Origin of the sequence: Nesterenkonia sandarakina (genome assembly GCF_013410215.1) — a bacterium.
GTDB lineage: Bacteria > Actinomycetota > Actinomycetes > Actinomycetales > Micrococcaceae > Nesterenkonia > Nesterenkonia sandarakina.
Window position 1 is genome coordinate 859,399 of the sequence record NZ_JACCFQ010000001.1, and the last position, 17,162, is coordinate 876,560.

General features: G+C 67.6%; 13 protein-coding genes. 4 read left to right on the plus strand and 9 right to left on the minus strand.

From position 1 onward, the window contains the following. Positions 1-12: 12 nt before the first annotated feature. A complete protein-coding gene (locus HNR11_RS04135; protein WP_179441254.1) occupies positions 13-1,158 on the minus strand; it encodes a CPBP family glutamic-type intramembrane protease in 1,146 nt (381 codons plus the stop codon). 11 nt (positions 1,159-1,169) lie between these two features. Continuing rightward, positions 1,170-2,114, minus strand: a complete 945-nt coding sequence (locus HNR11_RS04140) for an acyl-CoA thioesterase (protein ID WP_058887824.1) — start codon at positions 2,112-2,114, stop codon at positions 1,170-1,172. Positions 2,115-2,283: 169 nt separating this feature from the next. Here HNR11_RS04140 and HNR11_RS04145 point away from each other — a divergent pair, with 169 nt between their 5' ends. Both HNR11_RS04145 and HNR11_RS13850 read left to right on the plus strand, forming a co-directional pair. Next, on the plus strand, positions 2,284-5,505 hold the full coding sequence (locus HNR11_RS04145; protein ID WP_058887825.1) for a beta-phosphoglucomutase family hydrolase: 3,222 nt from the start codon (positions 2,284-2,286) through the stop codon (positions 5,503-5,505). A 356-nt stretch (positions 5,506-5,861) separates the two neighbouring features. Further along, positions 5,862-7,355, plus strand: a complete 1,494-nt coding sequence (locus tag HNR11_RS13850) for a MinD/ParA family ATP-binding protein (RefSeq protein WP_218849649.1) — start codon at positions 5,862-5,864, stop codon at positions 7,353-7,355. A 293-nt stretch (positions 7,356-7,648) separates the two neighbouring features. Here HNR11_RS13850 and madM read toward each other — a convergent pair whose 3' ends face one another. From madM to HNR11_RS04165, 3 genes are read right to left on the minus strand one after another with little or no spacing between them, the layout of a single operon-like run. Further along, positions 7,649-8,410 (minus strand): malonate transporter subunit MadM, encoded by a 762-nt coding sequence (gene madM / locus HNR11_RS04155; RefSeq protein WP_179441255.1) that lies wholly within the window; start codon positions 8,408-8,410, stop codon positions 7,649-7,651. 1 nt (position 8,411) lies between these two features. Then, positions 8,412-8,813 carry a malonate transporter subunit MadL gene (gene madL / locus HNR11_RS04160; RefSeq protein WP_083504639.1) on the minus strand — a complete coding sequence of 134 codons (402 nt, stop codon included), beginning with the start codon at positions 8,811-8,813 and terminating at the stop codon, positions 8,412-8,414. A 42-nt stretch (positions 8,814-8,855) separates the two neighbouring features. Further along, entirely contained in the window at positions 8,856-11,888 is a 3,033-nt protein-coding gene (locus HNR11_RS04165; protein WP_179441256.1) for an AMP-binding protein, read from the minus strand. Positions 11,889-12,003: 115 nt separating this feature from the next. Here HNR11_RS04165 and HNR11_RS04170 point away from each other — a divergent pair, with 115 nt between their 5' ends. Continuing rightward, positions 12,004-12,696, plus strand: coding sequence for a GntR family transcriptional regulator (locus HNR11_RS04170; protein ID WP_179441257.1), 693 nt, complete (start codon positions 12,004-12,006; stop codon positions 12,694-12,696). Between the two features lie 13 nt (positions 12,697-12,709). Then, positions 12,710-13,558, plus strand: coding sequence for an IclR family transcriptional regulator domain-containing protein (locus HNR11_RS04175; protein ID WP_179441258.1), 849 nt, complete (start codon positions 12,710-12,712; stop codon positions 13,556-13,558). Positions 13,559-13,675: 117 nt separating this feature from the next. On the opposite strand, the gene HNR11_RS04180 is transcribed toward HNR11_RS04175, so the two are convergent. The 4 genes from HNR11_RS04180 to HNR11_RS04195 are packed head-to-tail and all read right to left on the minus strand — an operon-like array spanning position 13,676 to position 17,095. Next, positions 13,676-14,041, minus strand: a complete 366-nt coding sequence (locus tag HNR11_RS04180) for a hypothetical protein (protein WP_058887840.1) — start codon at positions 14,039-14,041, stop codon at positions 13,676-13,678. After that, entirely contained in the window at positions 14,038-15,009 is a 972-nt protein-coding gene (locus HNR11_RS04185) for a DODA-type extradiol aromatic ring-opening family dioxygenase (protein WP_179441259.1), read from the minus strand. Before HNR11_RS04185 ends, HNR11_RS04180 begins: the two co-directional genes overlap by 4 nt. 2 nt (positions 15,010-15,011) lie before the next feature. Continuing rightward, positions 15,012-15,848: a citryl-CoA lyase gene (locus HNR11_RS04190; protein WP_179441260.1), complete on the minus strand. Its 837-nt coding sequence runs from the start codon at positions 15,846-15,848 to the stop codon at positions 15,012-15,014. Further along, positions 15,848-17,095, minus strand: a complete 1,248-nt coding sequence (locus HNR11_RS04195; protein ID WP_179441261.1) for a CaiB/BaiF CoA transferase family protein — start codon at positions 17,093-17,095, stop codon at positions 15,848-15,850. The genes HNR11_RS04190 and HNR11_RS04195 overlap by 1 nt, the downstream gene beginning before the upstream one ends. Positions 17,096-17,162 lie beyond the last annotated feature (67 nt).

The following is a 17,162-nucleotide window of genomic DNA, read 5'->3' on the forward strand; positions in this document are numbered from 1 at the left end:
AGCGCCGCTGGTTCACTTGCCGCCGGTCAGCGTCAAGGTCGTCTCGGTGAGCAGCCGCAGCAACGCCGTCGTGTGCGAGATCAGGCCGCCGACCCCCTCCATGCCGTTGTCCTCGAGGAACTGCTCGAGCCGGGGCTGGACGAAGTAGGCCATCACCAGGGCCATCACGTTGTTGAAGGCATGCAGCAGCCAGGCGTAGACCAGCGAGCGCCCGGTGAGGATGTAGGCCAGGGTGAACACCGAGCCCATCACCACATAGGGCACCACCGAGATCAGGGTCAGATCCGTGGGAGCGCTGGGGTCGGCCAGCATCAGCACCAGCGCGGGGATGAAGTGCAGCAGCGGGAAGGTGATCACCGAGAGGACGCCGCAGATCCAGATGTTGATATACCGCGAGAGCTTGCCGATGAGCAGGTGCCGGAAGAAGTACTCCTCCACATAGGGCCCCAGCAGCCCCATCACCAGCACCGCGGCGAGGAACGGCACGAAGGCCAGCATCGACTCGATCGCGAGCTGGTTCTCCGAGGTCTCCGGCTCTCCGCCCAGGCTGAGCACCAGCAGCGCGGTGAGGATCAGCGTGCCCACCCACGCCACGGGCACCAGCAGCAGCTTCAGCCACCACAGGTAGCCGAAGGCCCGCACCGATCGGATCAGCGCCTTGCCGGAGAGCGCGAGCGCGATGACCACCATCACGGTGTAGCCGACCACGTTGATCAGGAACAGCCCCTGCTGCTCCTGCTCCTCGACCCCAGAGCCGAGCATCGTGGAGAAGGGCGGGATCAGGGCCAGCAGGCTCACGCCGCCGACCAGCATCACCACCACATATGCCAGCACCGCGATGAGATCGCCCCAGATGAACCGGCCCGGCTCGGAGTCGCGCTGCCGCTTGCGCGGCGGGTACGACGGCGCCCCGCCCTGCCCCGGCATGACCCCCTGCGGGTGCTGGCCGTAGTTCCGCGGCGGCTGACCGTAGAGTCCGGGCTGCTGGGGCTCACCATAGGGCCCCGCCTGCGGCGGCTGCCCGTAGAGTCCGGGCTGCTGGCCGTAGTCCTGCGGCGGCTGCCCGTAGGGTCCGGGCTGCTGGGTCGGGGGGCCCAGGTGATCGGGGCCCGGGCAGTTCGGGTCCTGCCCATAGGGGTTCTGTGGAGGCTGAGTCATCGCATACCAGTTCAGTTCTGTGAGGTGATCGGGCTGGGCGTCAACAAGGTGGCGTTGCGCAGGTCACGCAGCCGGCGCGCCCGGGCCGCCACCGCGTGATCCTCATCGGTGATCGGCTCCCAGGGCGCGATCGCACGGGCCGAGCCGGTGCCATCCGGGGCGACCATCACGGGAAGCCCGTAGGCCACCACCGCAGGGTGCTTCTCTCTGCGGTCCCCGGCGCGGACCCGGACCAGCACGTGCATGGATTTGGATCCGGTGAGCACCAGCCGGGCGTCGACCTCGACCAGGTCCCCGACGGTCACCGGCCGGTAGAAGCGGACCCCGCCGGTGAGCACGGCCGCGACGTCGTGGCCGCTGTAGCGCTCGGCGCAGATCTCCGCGGTCTTGTCGATCCACTTCATCACCGCGCCGCCGCGGATCTTGCCGTCGGGGTAGCGCTCGTCGGTGTCGGCCAGGAACCGCAGGGTGAGTGCCTCGGAGCTGCCCATTCCCTCGGGCAGCGACTGGATCGTCTCTTCCATCTGCCGGCGGTAGACCATGCGCTGGGAGGCGTCGAGGTCCCGGCGTCGCTCCAGCTCGGTCTGCGGCTCGAAGGCCTCCGCGGGGGCCGGTTCGCCGTCGTCGCCCACGGCCACATAGATCATGAAGCACTCGGTGCAGACCACCCAGCCCTGCTCCTTGCGGATCAGCACCCGGGTCTGGATGTGCACCGAGGTGCGTCCGGTGTGGACCACCCTGGCCTGCACGGTGACCGGGGTCTCCCGCGGGACCGGCACGGTGAAGTGCATATTGCCCACATAGGAGGTGACGCAGTCGGTCCGGGTCCAGGAGGCCGCGCAGGCGTAGGCGGTCTTGTCGATCCAGTCCACCACGGTGCCGGCCGCCACGAAGGAGTCCGGAGCGGTGCCCGCCACCTCTCGAAAAGTCAGTTCGATGCTGCTTCGCCGCGCCATGACAAAGACGCTAGCACCCCCACATGGGAGACCTGCGCCATAGGTGGACACCCGCTGGGTGTATATCGTTGACCCTAGAGACCTAGGATGGGGCACCGTGCCCGAGCGGAGACGCCACCGTTCTGGGGACAGACACCCGACCTTTGCACCATCTCAGCGTGAGGCAGATATGCACCCCTTTGAGAATCCGTTCCGACACAGTGCCGAGGCCAAACGCCATGCACTGCGCCATTTCCGTGCCGTGATCTTCGACATGGACGGGGTCGTCACCGATACCGCCGGGGTGCACACGCGCGCGTGGAAGGAGCTCTTCGACACGGCGCTGCCGGAGATCGCCGGCTCCCCGCAGCCGGAGTTCACCGAAGAGGACTACCTGAACTTCGTGGACGGCCGGCCCCGGGAGGACGGGGTGCGCTCGCTGCTGCGGGCCAGGGACCTCCACGTCCCCGAGGGCAGCCGGGACGACGCGCCGGACACGCTGAGCATCAACGGACTCGCGGCGCGCAAGCAGGGCTACTTCGAGTCCGTGCTGGCCCGCGACGGCGTGGAGGTCTTCGGCACCACCGTGGAGCTGATCACACAGCTGCGCAAGGACGGGATCCCCACTGCGCTGGTGACCTCCTCGCGCAACGGTCGCGAGGTGCTCACCATCGCCGGACTGCTCGACGCGTTCACCGTGATCGTGGACGGCTCCGACGCGTTGGAGCTCGGCCTTCCGGGCAAGCCGAACCCACACATGTTCCTCCACGCCGCGGAGCTGCTGCGCGTGGAGCCCCAGGACACCATCGTGATCGAAGATGCGGCCTCCGGGGTCCAGGCCGGACGGGCCGGGGACTTCGGCATGGTCGTGGGACTGAACCGCGGGGATGACCCGGCTCGGCTGAAGGAGGCGGGCGCCGACGTCGTCGTCACCGATCTGGCGGTGATGAACCTCTCCACCCGCACCACCCGGCCCTATGACTCGGACTGGGTGCTCTCCTATGAAGGCTTCGATCCGAAGCTGGAGCCGACCCGCGAGGTGCTCATGGCCATGGCCAACGGCTACTGGGGCACGCGCGGGCACTACCCCGGCACCGCGGCGGACGCCACCCACTATCCGGGCAGCTACATCGCCGGGGTGTTCAACCGGCTCAAGACCGACCTGATGGGCAAGACGGTGGAGACCGAGCACATGGTCAATGTGCCGGACTGGACCTTCCTGCAGGTGACCCCGGACGCCGGGACTCCGCTGCTGCCCGGCTCCCCGGAGCTGATCCACTACCACCAGGAACTGGACATGCGGCGCGGGGTGGTCACCCGGATCGCGCGCTACCAGGACCTCCATGGGCGTCGCACCAAGGTCACCATGCGCCAGTTCCAGTCTCTGGCCGGGGTGCAGATCGCCGCCCTGGAGATGAAGATCGAGGCCGAGAACTGGTCCGGCAACGTCAACGTCCGCTCGATGATCGATGGCCGGGTGGCCAACCGCAACGTGGACGCCGACCGCGAGCTCGCCGGGAACCATCTGGAGCCGGTGCAGTCCCGTGAGGTCGACGGCGACACGGTGCTCCTGGAGACCCAGACCAACCAGTCCGAGGTGCGCATCGCCCTGGCGACCCGCACTACGGTGACCACCTCCGGGACCAGCAACCCGATGCGCCGGGCGATCCACGAGGGCGAACTCGTGGCCGGCCACGACATCTCCCTGGCCCTGGAGTCCGGGAAGCCGGTGATCCTGGAGAAGATCGCGGCAGTCTCGAACTCGCACGACCAGGCCATCTCCACGGTCTGGCACAACGCCGTCAAGAAGGTGCAGCGGGCCTCCAGCTTCCGCACCATGCTGACCTTCCACGAGGAGATGTGGGGCGTGCTCTGGCACCGCTTCGCGGTCTCGATCGGGGAGAACGCCTCGCGGCAGCAGATGGCGCTGAACCTGCACACCTTCCATGTGCTGCAGACCGCCTTCGGCGCCCGGCACGACCTGGACGCCACCCTGCCGGCACGCGGGCTCACCGGTGAGGGCTACCGCGGGCATCTGTTCTGGGACGAGATGTTCATGTATCCGATGCTCACGCTGCGCCGGCCCGAACTGACCCGTGGCCTGCTGCTCTACCGCTACCGGCGGCTCAGCGAGGCCCGGGCGATGGCCCGCAGCGAGGGCTATGACGGGGCGATGTTCCCCTGGCAGGCAGGATCCGACGGCCGCGAGGAGACGCCCAGCGAACTGTGGAACCCGCGCTCCGGGATGTGGATGCCGGATAACTCGCACCGCCAGCGCCACGTCTCCCTGGCGATCGCCTACTCGGTGCTGCAGTACTTCGAGACCACGCAGGACTACACCTTCCTGGCGGACTATGGGGCCGAGATCCTGGTGGAGATCTCCCGGTTCTTCGTCTCCATGACCAGCTACGACGCCGAGGCTGACCGGTTCAGCATCGACGGGGTGATGGGTCCCGACGAGTACCACGACGGCACCGCCGAGGCGCCCGGGACGGGTCTGCGCGACAATGCGTACACCAACGTGCTGACCTCCTGGATGCTGCGTCACACCGCACGCCTGGTGCGCGACCTCGACGGTCGCGATGACCCGCTCTCGGAATGGCTGGACATCTTCGAAGACGAGCTGGATCACTGGGAGCACATCGCCAAGCGGCTGCACGTGCCCTTCCACGAGGACAACGTGATCAGCCAGTTCGAGGGCTACGAGGCCCTGGAGGAGTTCGACTGGGAGGGCTACCGGGCCAAGTACGGCAACATCGGGCGGCTTGATCTGATCCTGCAGGCCGAGGGCGACTCGACCAACCGGTACAAGCTCTCCAAGCAGGCCGATGTGCTGATGCTGTGCTACATCTTCTCCGCCGATGAGCTCGTGGAGACCCTGGACCATATGGGCTACACGCTCTCCATGGAGGACTTCGGCCGCACGGTGGAGTACTACCTTGCCCGGTCCTCCCACGGCTCCACGCTCTCCCGGCTGGTCCACGGCTGGGTGGCTGCGCGGTTCGACCGCTCAGGCTCCTGGAACCTGTTCAAGGAGGCGCTGGAGGCTGACCTCGCCGACACCCAGGGCGGCACCACCCGCGAGGGCGTGCACCTGGGCGCCATGGCGGGCACCGTGGACATGGTGCTGCGCTGCTACGGCGGCGTGGAGACCCGCGCCGACGCGCTGTGGCTGCACCCGCTGCTGCCCGATGAGCTGCCCTCGCTGACCTTCCGGATGCGCTACCGCAACCAGCCCATCGTGGTCTCGATCAACCACGACGAGGTCGAGCTGAAGCTCTCCGAAGGCTCGGCGGAGCCGATCGACGTCAACGTCGAGGGCACGCGCAAGACCATGGCCCCGGGTGAGACCTGGACGGTGAAGCTGGCCCACTCAGCCCGGGTGCATCAGCGCCAGCCCGCTGAGGTCTGAGCCCGAAGAGCTGACCACCTGAGGACGACGACGACGGCCCGCCCGGTTCTGACCGGCGGGCCGTCGTCGTCTCTGCCGCATCCTCGTCTCAGGTCCTGCGGCCTCACGCCGCGAGCAGTGCCCGAATCGGCCTTCGGTGTCAGAGCCGATTGACGGCGGAAAAAAATACTCCATAGGCACTGTTCAAAGATGAATCAGCGGTTATCGTATTCACAGAACATTGCGCTGCGGATCAATGTGCGATTCCCCGGTGCACCTGCAGGGACAGCAGTGCCCGTAACCTCCCGGGCGCGGTCTCTTCATCCACCGTAGACGCCCACCGGCCACTGTTTCGATGACCTTCTGGGAGGGTCCCCATGACACCGACGCCAGCTGAGCAGCCGAGCCGGGCCAGCAACGAGGACAGCACTGCGAGCAGCGCAGGAGACCCATCACCCAGCGCCGGTGACACTGCGGCGGCTGAGCCTCGCTCGGACATCACCGCCGAGGTGCTCTCCCCCCGGCAGATCCGGATCAACGGGGAGCCCCACACCGTGACTGAGGGGGAGAATCCCTACCGGGAGGTCTACGCGCAGGCCCACCAGCATGCTCAGCAGACCGGCACGCCTGCGGTGGTCCATGGAATCGACCATGTCCGCGGCGAACAGAGCTGGTTCTCGATGTCCCCGGCGGGTGAGGTCGCCGCACACGAACAGCCGGGCAACGGCCGGGCCCCGGCAGCGCCCCTCGCCGAGGCCCCCGGGAAACCCCCAGCGCAGCCCGAGCCTCCCGTGCAGGCCGCCCCTCCGGCGCAGTCCGAGCCCTCCGCGAAGCCACAACCCGGCGCGCAGGCCGGTCCGGCAGATCCGGCTCGAGCCACCGTCTCGATCCCTGCCAACCCGACAAGTCTGGATCCCGCGGCGCAGCAGACACGGGCGGAGCGCCGTCGCATCGCAGAGGCCGGACGGCCCTTCGTCGCGGAGGCCGCGGAGAAGCCTCAGGGCGGGTTCCGGCGCTTCCTCTATGACGCCACCGGCGGCGCGATCAACATCGGTCCCAGCCAGAAGGAACTGCGAGAGCGGGAGCTGATCGAGCGGATCGCCCGGCCGCTGCAGGGCAGCCACAACACCGCCGTGCTCTCACTCAAGGGTGGGATCGGCAAGACCTCCACCACGGTGGGGGTCGGCATGATCCTGGCCCACCACCGCGGGGACATTCCCTGCGCCATCGACGCGAATCCGGATTCCGGGGATCTGGTGGAGCGCGCCCTGGGCGAGCGCGCGATCCAGGCGCATCAGCCGCCGAGCATCTCCGATCTGCTCAAGAAGCTCGACGGCGTGGACTCGCTGACCGCGCTGCAGGGCTATCTGCAGCAGGCCGGGCGACTCCATGTGCTCGCCGGGGAACAGGATCCAGCCCTCTCGGACAGCCTCACGGCCGAGGAGTGGCGCCGGATCCATGCGGAGTTCGCCAAGTACTACTCCGTGATCGTCACCGACTGCGGCACCGGGGTCACGCACAACGCCATGAAGGGGATCCTGCACACCGCGGACAACATCGTGATCGCCGCCGGGTTCGCGGTCTCCGGAGCCCAGCGCGCGCTGCAGACGCTGAACTGGCTGGCCAACCACGGCTACGAGCGGCTGGCCCGGGAGTCCATCGTGGTGATCACCGATAAGGAACGGGTCTCTGACCGGGTGGACAAGCAGGCCATCCAGGAGAGCCTGCGCGGATACTGCGGGAAGCTCGTGGTGGTGCCCTTCGACCGGGCCGTGGTGGACGGGGACCGGATCCACCTGGACATGCTCCAGGAGGAGACCCGCCGGGCCTATATGGACATCGCAGCCGCCATGGTGGACGGGTATAAGTAGCCTCCGCCGAGCCCGGAAGACATCCTGTGCCGGCTGGGAATCACACCCGGCTCAGCCGGAAACTCAGCCAGGACGTCGCGACCAGCCCTGGGTCAGGTTGCCGCGGATCCGGCGCACCGAGACCCGTCCTGGTTCTCCAGCAGTCCATCACAGCACCCGCCGTCTGGGAACCCCCAGAGCAGTGAGCGGGATCAGTGGGCGCAGGGCCTCGCCCCGCAGCACGACGACGGCCGCCCACCTGGGTGCAGGTGGACAGCCGCCGTCGTCGTCGTGGTGCGGGAGGGTTCCTCAGGTCAGCCGAAGATCCCGACCAGGGCGAAGTAGAAGACCGAGGGGCCCAACAGGCAGCCCAGGCCGGTATAGAAGGTCGCGGTCATCGCGCCGTAGGGCACCAGTCGTTTGTCCGTGGCGGCCAGTCCGCCGGCCACCCCCGAGGTGGTGCCCATCAGCCCGCCGTATGCCATGGCCGACTTCGGATTGTTCAGGCCGATGAGCGGGGCGATCAGCGGGGTGCAGACCATCACCACCACCGCCTTGATCAGTCCGGCGGCCACCGAGAGGGCGATCACCTCGGAGCTCGCCCCGATCGCGGTGCCGGTGACCGGTCCCACGATGTAGGTCGCGGCGCCGGCGCCGATGGTGGCCATGGATTCGGGGTCGGTGTAGCCGAAGGCGGCAGCCACCGCGGCGCCCACGATGAACGAGACGACGATTCCGGCGAGCAGCGCCAGCACGCCGGCGGCCCCGGACTTCTTGATCTCCTGGAGGTCCACGCCGTAGGCGGTGGCGACGATGGCGAAGTCGCGCAGCATTGCGCCGCCCATCAGGCCGAGACCGCTGAAGATCGCGATATCGGCGAGGCCGGATTCTCCACCGGTCTGGATGCCGCCGAAATAGGCCAGCACCAGTCCGAGCATGATCGCGATCGCGGAGCCCTGCAGGCGTCCTCGAGTCAGCGTCTTGGAGAGCCAGCCCGAGATCATCATCAGGCCACCGACCACCACGAAGGCGAAGAGCAGGCCGTTGCGTTCAAGCACATCAGCGATGATGTCCATCTCAGGCCTCCTGCTTCTCTTCTTCGGTCATCGCGGGCAGCGGTTCAGACTGTCCCCCGATCCGCGCGATCACCGGGACCAGCGCCGCGCCTGCGGCCAGCGCCCCGAGGCCGGCGATCGCGGCCATGGGCCCGCCGCCGATCGCTTCGGCCACATTCTGCGTGGACGCCATCGCGATCACGATCGGGATGTACAGCGCGGACCAGAACAGCACCCCCTGCTCGGTGGGCTTCGGGAACAGCCCGCGCTTGCGCAGCCGGTCCGTGGCCACCACGAGCAGGATCATGGCGAAGCCCACCCCGCCGACATTGGCGTCCACACCTACTGCGACACCGAGGACATCACCGATCAGCATTCCCACGAGCATGCACAGCGCCAGCGCTGCAACTCCATAGAGAACCATCGTCTACTCCTGACTTGCGGTTGAGGTTTCTTGAGCGAGCATTCAGCTGCTGAAGAGGTCTGTGTACTGCTTGCGCAGCTGCGCCTTCTGGACCTTGCCCATCACGTTGCGCGGCAGCGCGTCCACGAAGCGGACGGCGCGGGGCTGCTTGAACCGGGCCAGCTCACCGGCGAGCGCCCGCAGGATCGCGGTCTCCTCGGGGGCGTCGTCGCCGGTCGGGACCACCACGGCCACCAGACCCTCGCCCAGATCCGGGTGCGGCACCCCGATCACGGCGGATTCGAAGACACCGGGGTGATCGTCGATGAGTCCCTCGACCTCTTTGGGGTAGATGTTGAATCCCCCGGAGATCACCAGATCCTTGTCGCGGCCCACGATGCTCAGGTAGCCCTGCTCGTCGATCACGCCGAGGTCTCCGGTGATGAAGAAGCCGTCCTCGCGGAACTCCTCGGCGGTCTTCTCCGGCATGTTCCAGTAGCCGGCGAAGACGTTGTCGCCGCGCACCTCGATGATCCCGACCTCACCCTGGGGCAGGCTTGCCTGGCTCTCTCGGTCCACGATCCTCACCTGGACCCCGGGCAGCGGGTGTCCCACGGTGCCGGGTCGGCGCGGCCCGTCGCGGTAGGGGTTGGAGGTGTTCATCCCGGTCTCGGTCATTCCGTAGCGTTCCAGGATGGCGTGCCCGGTGCGGGCCTCGAAGGCCTCGTGATCACTTGCCAGCAGCGGAGCGGAGCCGGAGACGAAGAGCCGCATCCCGGCGCAGGCCTCGGCGCTGAGCCGCTGCGAACTCAGCAGCCGGGTGTAGAAGGTGGGCACCCCCATCAGCACGGTGGCGCGGGGCATGGCATCGAGCACGGCGTCCGGGTCGAACTTGGGCAGCCAGATCATGGAGGCGCCGGAGACCAGGGTCATATTGACCGCCACGAAGAGGCCGTGGATGTGGAAGATCGGCAGCGCGTGGATCAACACGTCTTCTTCGGTGTACTCCCAGGACTGGATCAAGGAGGCGCAGTTCGCCGCGAGGTTCCCCTGGGTCAGCACCGCACCCTTGGAGCGGCCGGTGGTCCCGGAGGTGTAGAGGATCGCGCCGGGATCTGAGGGGCTCAACTGGGCGACCTCGGCGTGCTCCTGCTCCGCGGCGAGCAGCGTGCCCTCTCCGCCCGCACCCAGGGTCTCTACGACGATCCCGTCCTTGCCGCGCTGCACGTGGGCCGCGGTCTGGCTCGGGTCGCAGACCAGCACCCGAGGCGCGGCGTCGGACATGAAGTAGTCCATCTCGGCCCCGGTGTAGGCGGTGTTCAGCGGCAGGTACACCCCGCCCACCTGAAGGGTGGCCAGGTAGAGCGCGATGGCCTCCGGGGACTTCTCCACCTGCGCAGCGACCCGGTCACCGGGTACGACGCCGTCGCCGATCAGCTTCGTGGCGATGCGCCGGGAGCTCTGGAGCACCTGGGAGTAGGTGAGCGTGCGTCCCTCCGGGAGGTGGAACAGCGGCTTCTCCGGATGGGTCTGGGCCTGCCGGAGGAAGCCTTGATAGATGCCGTCAATCTGGTGGTCCACTGGTGTGGTTCCCTTCTCGCTGCTGCTGTCTGTTCTGGAAGAGTCGGAGGTGGTGCTGGCTGTGCCGGATTCGGCACGGGCTGTGCCGGTGCGGCTGCCCGCACCGGAGGGAAGCAGGCCCGAGACCTTCTCCCCCACCGCGATGGACCCGTGCCGGACGTAGTCCTCATGGCGCTGCTCCACCAGGGCGGGGTCGTAGCGGTAGTTGATCATCGCCCCGTAGGACTGCTCCCACATGTAGTCCGCACCGCTGGCCGCGGTGTGAAGCTGCCAGGCGGTGGCCCCGTTGCCCAGGTGGAAGCGGGCCACCGGATCCACCGGCTGACCGTCCGGGCGGCGTTCCACCGCGACGTAGTGCGCCAGCGCCGCGGTGAGCCGCTCGGCAAGCTGCTTCGCGCCGGGCGCCTGGGCTCCGGCTGCCGCGGAGAACTTCGCTGCGCCGCTGGAATCGACTGGGCCGCTGGGATCGACTGTGCCGTTGGGATCCGCTGGGCTGTGGAGCTCGAAAGGGCTGTTCAGCTCCTGGAGGTCCATGTGCAGCGCCGCGAGCTCGGCGGATGTCGCCGTCCGGGCCTGTTCACGCAGCCAGCTGCGGAACCCTGGGATCGGGGAGAGCGTCACGAAGTGCTGAAGATGCGGCAGCTCGGCGGAGACCTGGTCGATGACCTGCTTGATGAGCAGGCTGCCGAAGGAGATCCCGGCCAGCCCTTCCAGCGAATTGTTGATTGAATAGAGCACGGCCGTATCTGCCTTGGCCGGAGCGAGCTCCTCGGTGGGGGCCAGCAGCGGTGCCACGCTGCCGGGGATTCCCTTCACCAGGGCGACCTCTACGAAGATCAGCGGGAGCTCCCCGGTGGCGGGGTGGAAGAAGGCATAGCAGGTGCGGTCCTTCGGCCGCAGCCGGCGCTTGAGGTCATTGAGGTCGCGCATCGGGTGGACCTTCTCGTAGCGCAGCAGATGATTCTTCATCTCTCGGGAGGAGTCCCAGCCGAGCTGTTCCATCCGGAGGAAGCCGCGGTTGAACCAAGACTGCAGCAGGTGCCTGAAGTCCCGGTCCAGCGGAGCCAGCTCCGGATGGTCCCGGAGCGCCCGGCGCAGGTCGGCGCGCATGTTGACCAGGTGCAGAGTGCCCTCGGGGGCGTGGTTGAGTCGCCGCAGCAGCGCCTGGCGGCGCGGCTCGCTGGCGTCGAAGAGGTCGGCCAGTTCGGCCTGTCCCTCCTCGGCGTCCCACCGGGCGTAGGCGTGGCGCAACGCTTGAGGGTCCACGGCATAGGAGTGGAGCATATGGGCGAAGAACTCCGCCCGCGCGGCGGCATCGAGCTCCCGGTAGGTGGCGAGCGCCCGATCGGCCACGGCCCGCATGGACGCTTCCCCCAGGTCCCCCATCAGCACCGCACAGCCTGCGGTGAGCTGAGCCAGGCCTTCGGATCCCGGGGTCTGCACGCTCGGCCGAGGCTTGTGCCCGCCCAGGCTGCGCAGCAGATCCGCAAGCAGCCATCCCTGCGTGGTTGCCATGATCCCTCCCTACGTGTATATCAGTAGCCGTGATGTATATAACAGCGACTATAGGGGATTAACGTGATCCACGCCACACTCTGTGGCTGGCGATATGCTCATCAGAGGAGGTGTCATGGTCCGAGTCCCGGAATCCCAACGGGTGCGTGATGCGCTGGAGAACGCCATCGTCGACGGACACTACGGTCCCGGGCAGCGTCTGGACCCTGCCAAGCTGCAGGAGGAGTTCGGCTGCTCGCGCACCCCGGTGCGGGAGGCGCTGCAGGGGCTGGAACGTTCCGGATTGGTGCGCATCCGCCCCAAGCAGGGCACCTATGTCACCGAGCTGAGCCTGCCGGAGCTGGCGGAGCGCTTCGAACTGATGGCTGAGCTCGAAGGAATGGCCGCACGGCTGGCTTCGAGTCGGATCGAGCGCGAGCCCCTGGCAGAACTGGGCAAGGCACTGAAGGAATGTGAGCGCTTCGAGGCACTCGGTGACGCCGACGGCTACTACTACGCCAACGCCTTGTTCCACGGCATGATCTACGACTCCTGCGGCAACGGGTATCTGCAGCAGCAGGCACACCATCTGCGACGCGTGCTGCAGCCCTACCGGCGACTGCAGCTGCGCGCCCCGGACCGTATGCGTCGCTCCCTCGCCGAGCACCTCGCCATCGTGAACGCGATCAGCGCCGGAGACGGTGAGACTGCGGAGAACACCGCCCGTGACCATGTCCTGGTCCAGGTCAAGGAATTCAGCCAGCTCGTGCGGACCTGGACCAGACTGCGCGAGGCCCGCGCCGATCACGTCCACACCGCGTCCTCCTGAAGAAAGGAACCAGATGTCACCGGAGCGCAGCCCCGAGTTCATCGAAGCGATCTCGCGCGGGTTGTCGGTCATCAAGGCCTTCACCCCCGAGTACCCCATCCTGACCCTGAGCCAGGTGGCCAAGGCCACGGATCTGGCGCGTCCCACCGCACGCCGGATCCTGATGACCCTGCAGGAGCTGGAGTACGTGCGCGCAGAGAACGGCGCCTTCGCCCTGACCCCTCGAGTGATGGAGCTCGGGATGGCCTACGTGAGCTCCCTGGGCCTGTGGGAGGTGGCGAGGCCTCATCTGGAGGCGCTGGTCACGCACACCCACGAGTCCGCTTCGATGTCCCAGCTGGACGGCCCGGACATCGTCTATGTCGCCCGGGTTGCGGTGCCGAAGCTGATCGGGCTGCGAGTGGACATCGGGACCCGCTTCCCGGCTCCGCCGACCTCCCAGGGCAAGGTGCTCTTGGCAGACATGGAGCGTCGGGAGATCCTGCAGCGGCTTTCCGAGGCTTCGCGCTCCTCGGTCATTCCGGTGGTCCAGTGGGACCAGAAGTCCTTCCTCGAAGAGCTGGACCGGGTGAAGCAGCAGGGTTACGCACTCGCCGATGAGGAGCTTGCCCGTGGCATCCGTTCCGTCGCCGTTCCGGTCCGTGATGCCCAAGGCCGAGTGCTGGCCTCGATGAACACCACCGTCCATGCCGCCGAGACCAGTGTGGAGACGCTGCTGAACAAGCACCTTCCTCCGCTGCGCGAGGCTGCTGCGGCGGTCACCGAGGATTGGACCCGCTGGCAGTCACTGCCGAGTCAGGTCCGCGAGCGCGACCCCGCCGACGTCGGCCGGATCCCGCTGCTGGTCTCCCCGGAGGAGTAGCCCAGCCAGACCGCCCAGCCACCCCGCCCATTCAGCCCGTTCAGCCCGTTCAGCCCGTTCAGCCAACCCGTCCGGACCGCAGGCCCCGCCGTAGGGGACAGGGCTGCAGCGTCTTGCTCACATGGCGACCGAGGGGTAGTCCCGGCCGGTCCAGTGGCCCAGCTTCTGCGCCATCTCGGTCTGGAACGCCAGCGGACCCTTGGCGGCGGCGTACTCCTCGTCGAAGAGTGCGATGAACAGGGTCAGGTTCAGGAAGAAGTGGGCGCCGTGCTCGAAGAGCCAGACGTAGTCGTGGGTGGCCAGCGCCTCGCGCTCTTCTTGAGTGAACTCCAGCCAGCTGGTCTGCTCCACCGGATTCAGCCAGCGCCCGACCTCCTTCTCCCAGCGGAGGACGGTGGCCCGCGGATCCTCGCGATAGCTGGCCACCCATTCGGGGTCCCGATCGATGGTGAAGAGAAACTTGTTCACGTAGTACTTGCTCATGCCTGCTCCTGACTCACGCGGAACTGATCCCAGGCCGGGTCGGAGGCGTAGATCGGGCCGGTGCTGGCCTCCGAGGTCTCCGCGGCCCGGGCGGCCGCATCGAGCTGACCGGGAGTCTTGTTCGGGTACCAGGTCATGTACATCTCCCGGGTGTGGAAGAGATCCAGGTGATCGACGTAGTCGGCGTGGACTCCGGGGCCGGCGATGCCCATCATCAGCAGCAGGTCCATGAAGCCGTGGGTGGCATTGCCGGCTCCGGCCATGGACGCGTGGGTGACGTTGTCCAGGATCGCGTCGACATTGCCGGTGGAGAGCCATTCGATCGCATCGGCGTCGAAGAGCGGGTCGGGGCCGTGCTCACCGAACTGGCGCGGCCCGCCGAGCTCCAGCGAGAGATGCCCGGTGCCGATGGCTGCCACTTTCTTCTCGCTGGGGAAGCTGTCGATGATCTCCCGGATGGCCCTCCCCACCTGGTAGAACCGACGCGGGGAGGGCAGCGGGGGCACGAAGATGTTGGTGTAGATCGGCACGATCGGCAGATCCGCTTCGGGGCGGACCGTGATGATCGGGCAGATGATGGAGTGATCGATCTTCAGCTCATGACTGACCGAGAAGTCGAAGTCCTTGCCCAGCAGCTCCTCATGCATATAGCGGGAGAGCTCGATGTCCCCGGCGAGGGTGTACTTCGGGATCCCGAACTCGCGCTCCTCGTTGTAGAAGGTCGCGTCGTAGCTCTCCTGCTTGCCGATCAGGAACTGCGGATAGTTGTCCAGCCAGAGCTGGTGGAAGTGATCCGCCCCGACCATCACCAGGATGTCAGGCTCCGCGGCGGTGAGCGTCTCGCGGTAGGCCTCGACCTTGCGCTGCCAGTCGGCGGCATAGGGCGGTCGCTGATCTGCCGGAGACGTGGTGGCCTTGTAGTAGAACGGGTGATGGGTGCTGGCGAGCACCGCGGTCAGCTCTGCCATGCTCAGATCTCCTTCGACTCACCGGCGTCGTCGCCGCTCAGCGGGACGAACCTCGCGTTCCGGTCCACATGCATATAGATCTCGTTGGCGATCGGGTTCCGCCGCTCCTCCGCGATCTGTCCCAGCAGCCCGGCAGTGCGGGCCAGCAGCGCGAAGCCGCGCAGGAAGTCCACCGGGAGGCCCAGGTCAGCCAGGGCTGCTCCGCAGACCCCGGCGCCGTTGAGCGGCAGCTTCTTGCCCAGCACCTCTTCACTGACCCGACCCATGGCCTCGAACAGGCGCAGATGCTCCCCGCGGGTGTCGCCCTCCTCAGCGATCTGGATCAGCCGCGGGGTCCGCGGGTCCCCCTGCTTGTGCACCGGATGGCCCAGGCCGGGAACGATCTGCTTCGCGGCCCGCGCCCGGGTGATCGCCTCCCGCGCCAGCGCGTCGTAGTCCGCCTCGGTGCTGCGCTCGCCGTCGTCGGCCTGAAGCACCTGGTGCAGGAACCTCCCGGTGTCCTCGGTGACCCCGAGGAAGCGGGAGCCCCCGCCCAGCAGGCCGGCGGCGATGGCGCCCTGAATGGACTCCGGGGCCGAGAGGTAGGTCAGCCGGGCCGCGATCGCGGTGGGGGTGAAGCCGTGATCGGCCAGTGCGACCAGCACCGCCTCGAAGGTGCGCAGCTCACCGGGGGTGGGCCGGCGAGTGGCGGTCATCCAGAAGGCCAGCTCGGCGAACCCGACCTTGCCCATCAGGTCCTCGGAGAGGGACTGGCCCATCAGGCTGATCTCTTCGGTGGTGGAGGTTCCCAGCGAGGTGGGGTAGCTCGGTGTCTGATCCTCGTGCGCTGCGGTGCCCATCAGTGGGTCCTCTCGGCGGGGTGCTGCCCGCTTCGCGTGGAAGCCGGCTGCTTCAGCCAGGCCTTGATCTCCTCGGTGTGCTCGCCCAGCTCCGGCGGGGCCAGCTCATAGCGCGGAGTCATGGTGTTGAAGCTCAGCGGGTGCCGGACCCCGGGCACAGCGGACTCCCCGCTGCCCACCTGGACCACCGGCTTCAACCCCAGCGCCTCGGCGTATTCCACCCCCTGTTTGATGGTGTTGATCGGCCCGCAGGGCACTCCGACCTCATTGAGCTTCTCGAAGAGCTCCTGGGCGGTGTGCTTGGCGAGCTCCGCCTCCAGGATCGGGCGCAGCTCGTCACGGCGGTCGGTGCGGTCTCCGACCTCGGCGAAGCGCTCATCCTGGGCGATCTCCGGGATTCCCAGCACCGTGCAGAGCCTGCTGAACTGAGTGTTGTTCCCGGCGGCGATGATCACGTCGTCGTCGGCGGTGGGCATGGCCTCATAGGGGTAGAGCGAGGGGTGGGCGTTGCCCATCCGCATCGGGGTGGTGCCGCCGCCCACATAGGCGTGGGTCTGGTTCACCAGGCCGGACATGGCCGAGGCCATCAGGGACGCCTCGACGTGGGTGCCGTCGCCGGTGCGATCGCGCTGGCGCAGCGCGGCGAGGATGCCGATGGTCGAATGCAGCCCGGCCATCACGTCGAACACGCTGATCCCGGCGCGGTAGGGCGGGCCGTCCGGGGAGCCGGTGAGGCTCATCAGCCCCGACATCGCTTGGACGATCAGGTCATAGCCGGGGTACTTCGCGCCCTCCCCCTCGGTGCCGAAGCCGGTGATCGAGGAGTAGATGACCTGCGGATTGGACTCCGCGACGGCGTCGTAGTCCAGTCCGAACTTCTTGAGCCCGCCGGGCTTGAAGTTCTCGATCACCACGTCGGCGCGCTGCGCGAGCGCCTGGGCGGCGGCGAGGTCCTCGGCGTCCTTGAAGTCCAGCACGATCGACTTCTTGTTCCGGTTGATCGCCGCATAGTAGGTGGAGACTCCGTCCGGACGGCGGGGCGGGACCCAGGTGCGGGTGTCGTCTCCCCCGGCGTTCTCGACCTTGATCACCTCGGCTCCGAGGTCTCCCAACAGCATGGTGGCGTAGGGGCCGGCGAGCACCCGGGAGAAGTCCGCGATCAGGATGCCCTCCAGCGGCAGGCCGCCGCCGGCCTGCTGGGGCCGCGCATCTGCGGCGCTGGTCTGATCTGGATGATGTTGGCTCATCTCGGAGTCCTCCTTCTGCGAGTCCCACACAGGTCCTGTCACACCCGGACGTGTCGTCATGCGGACA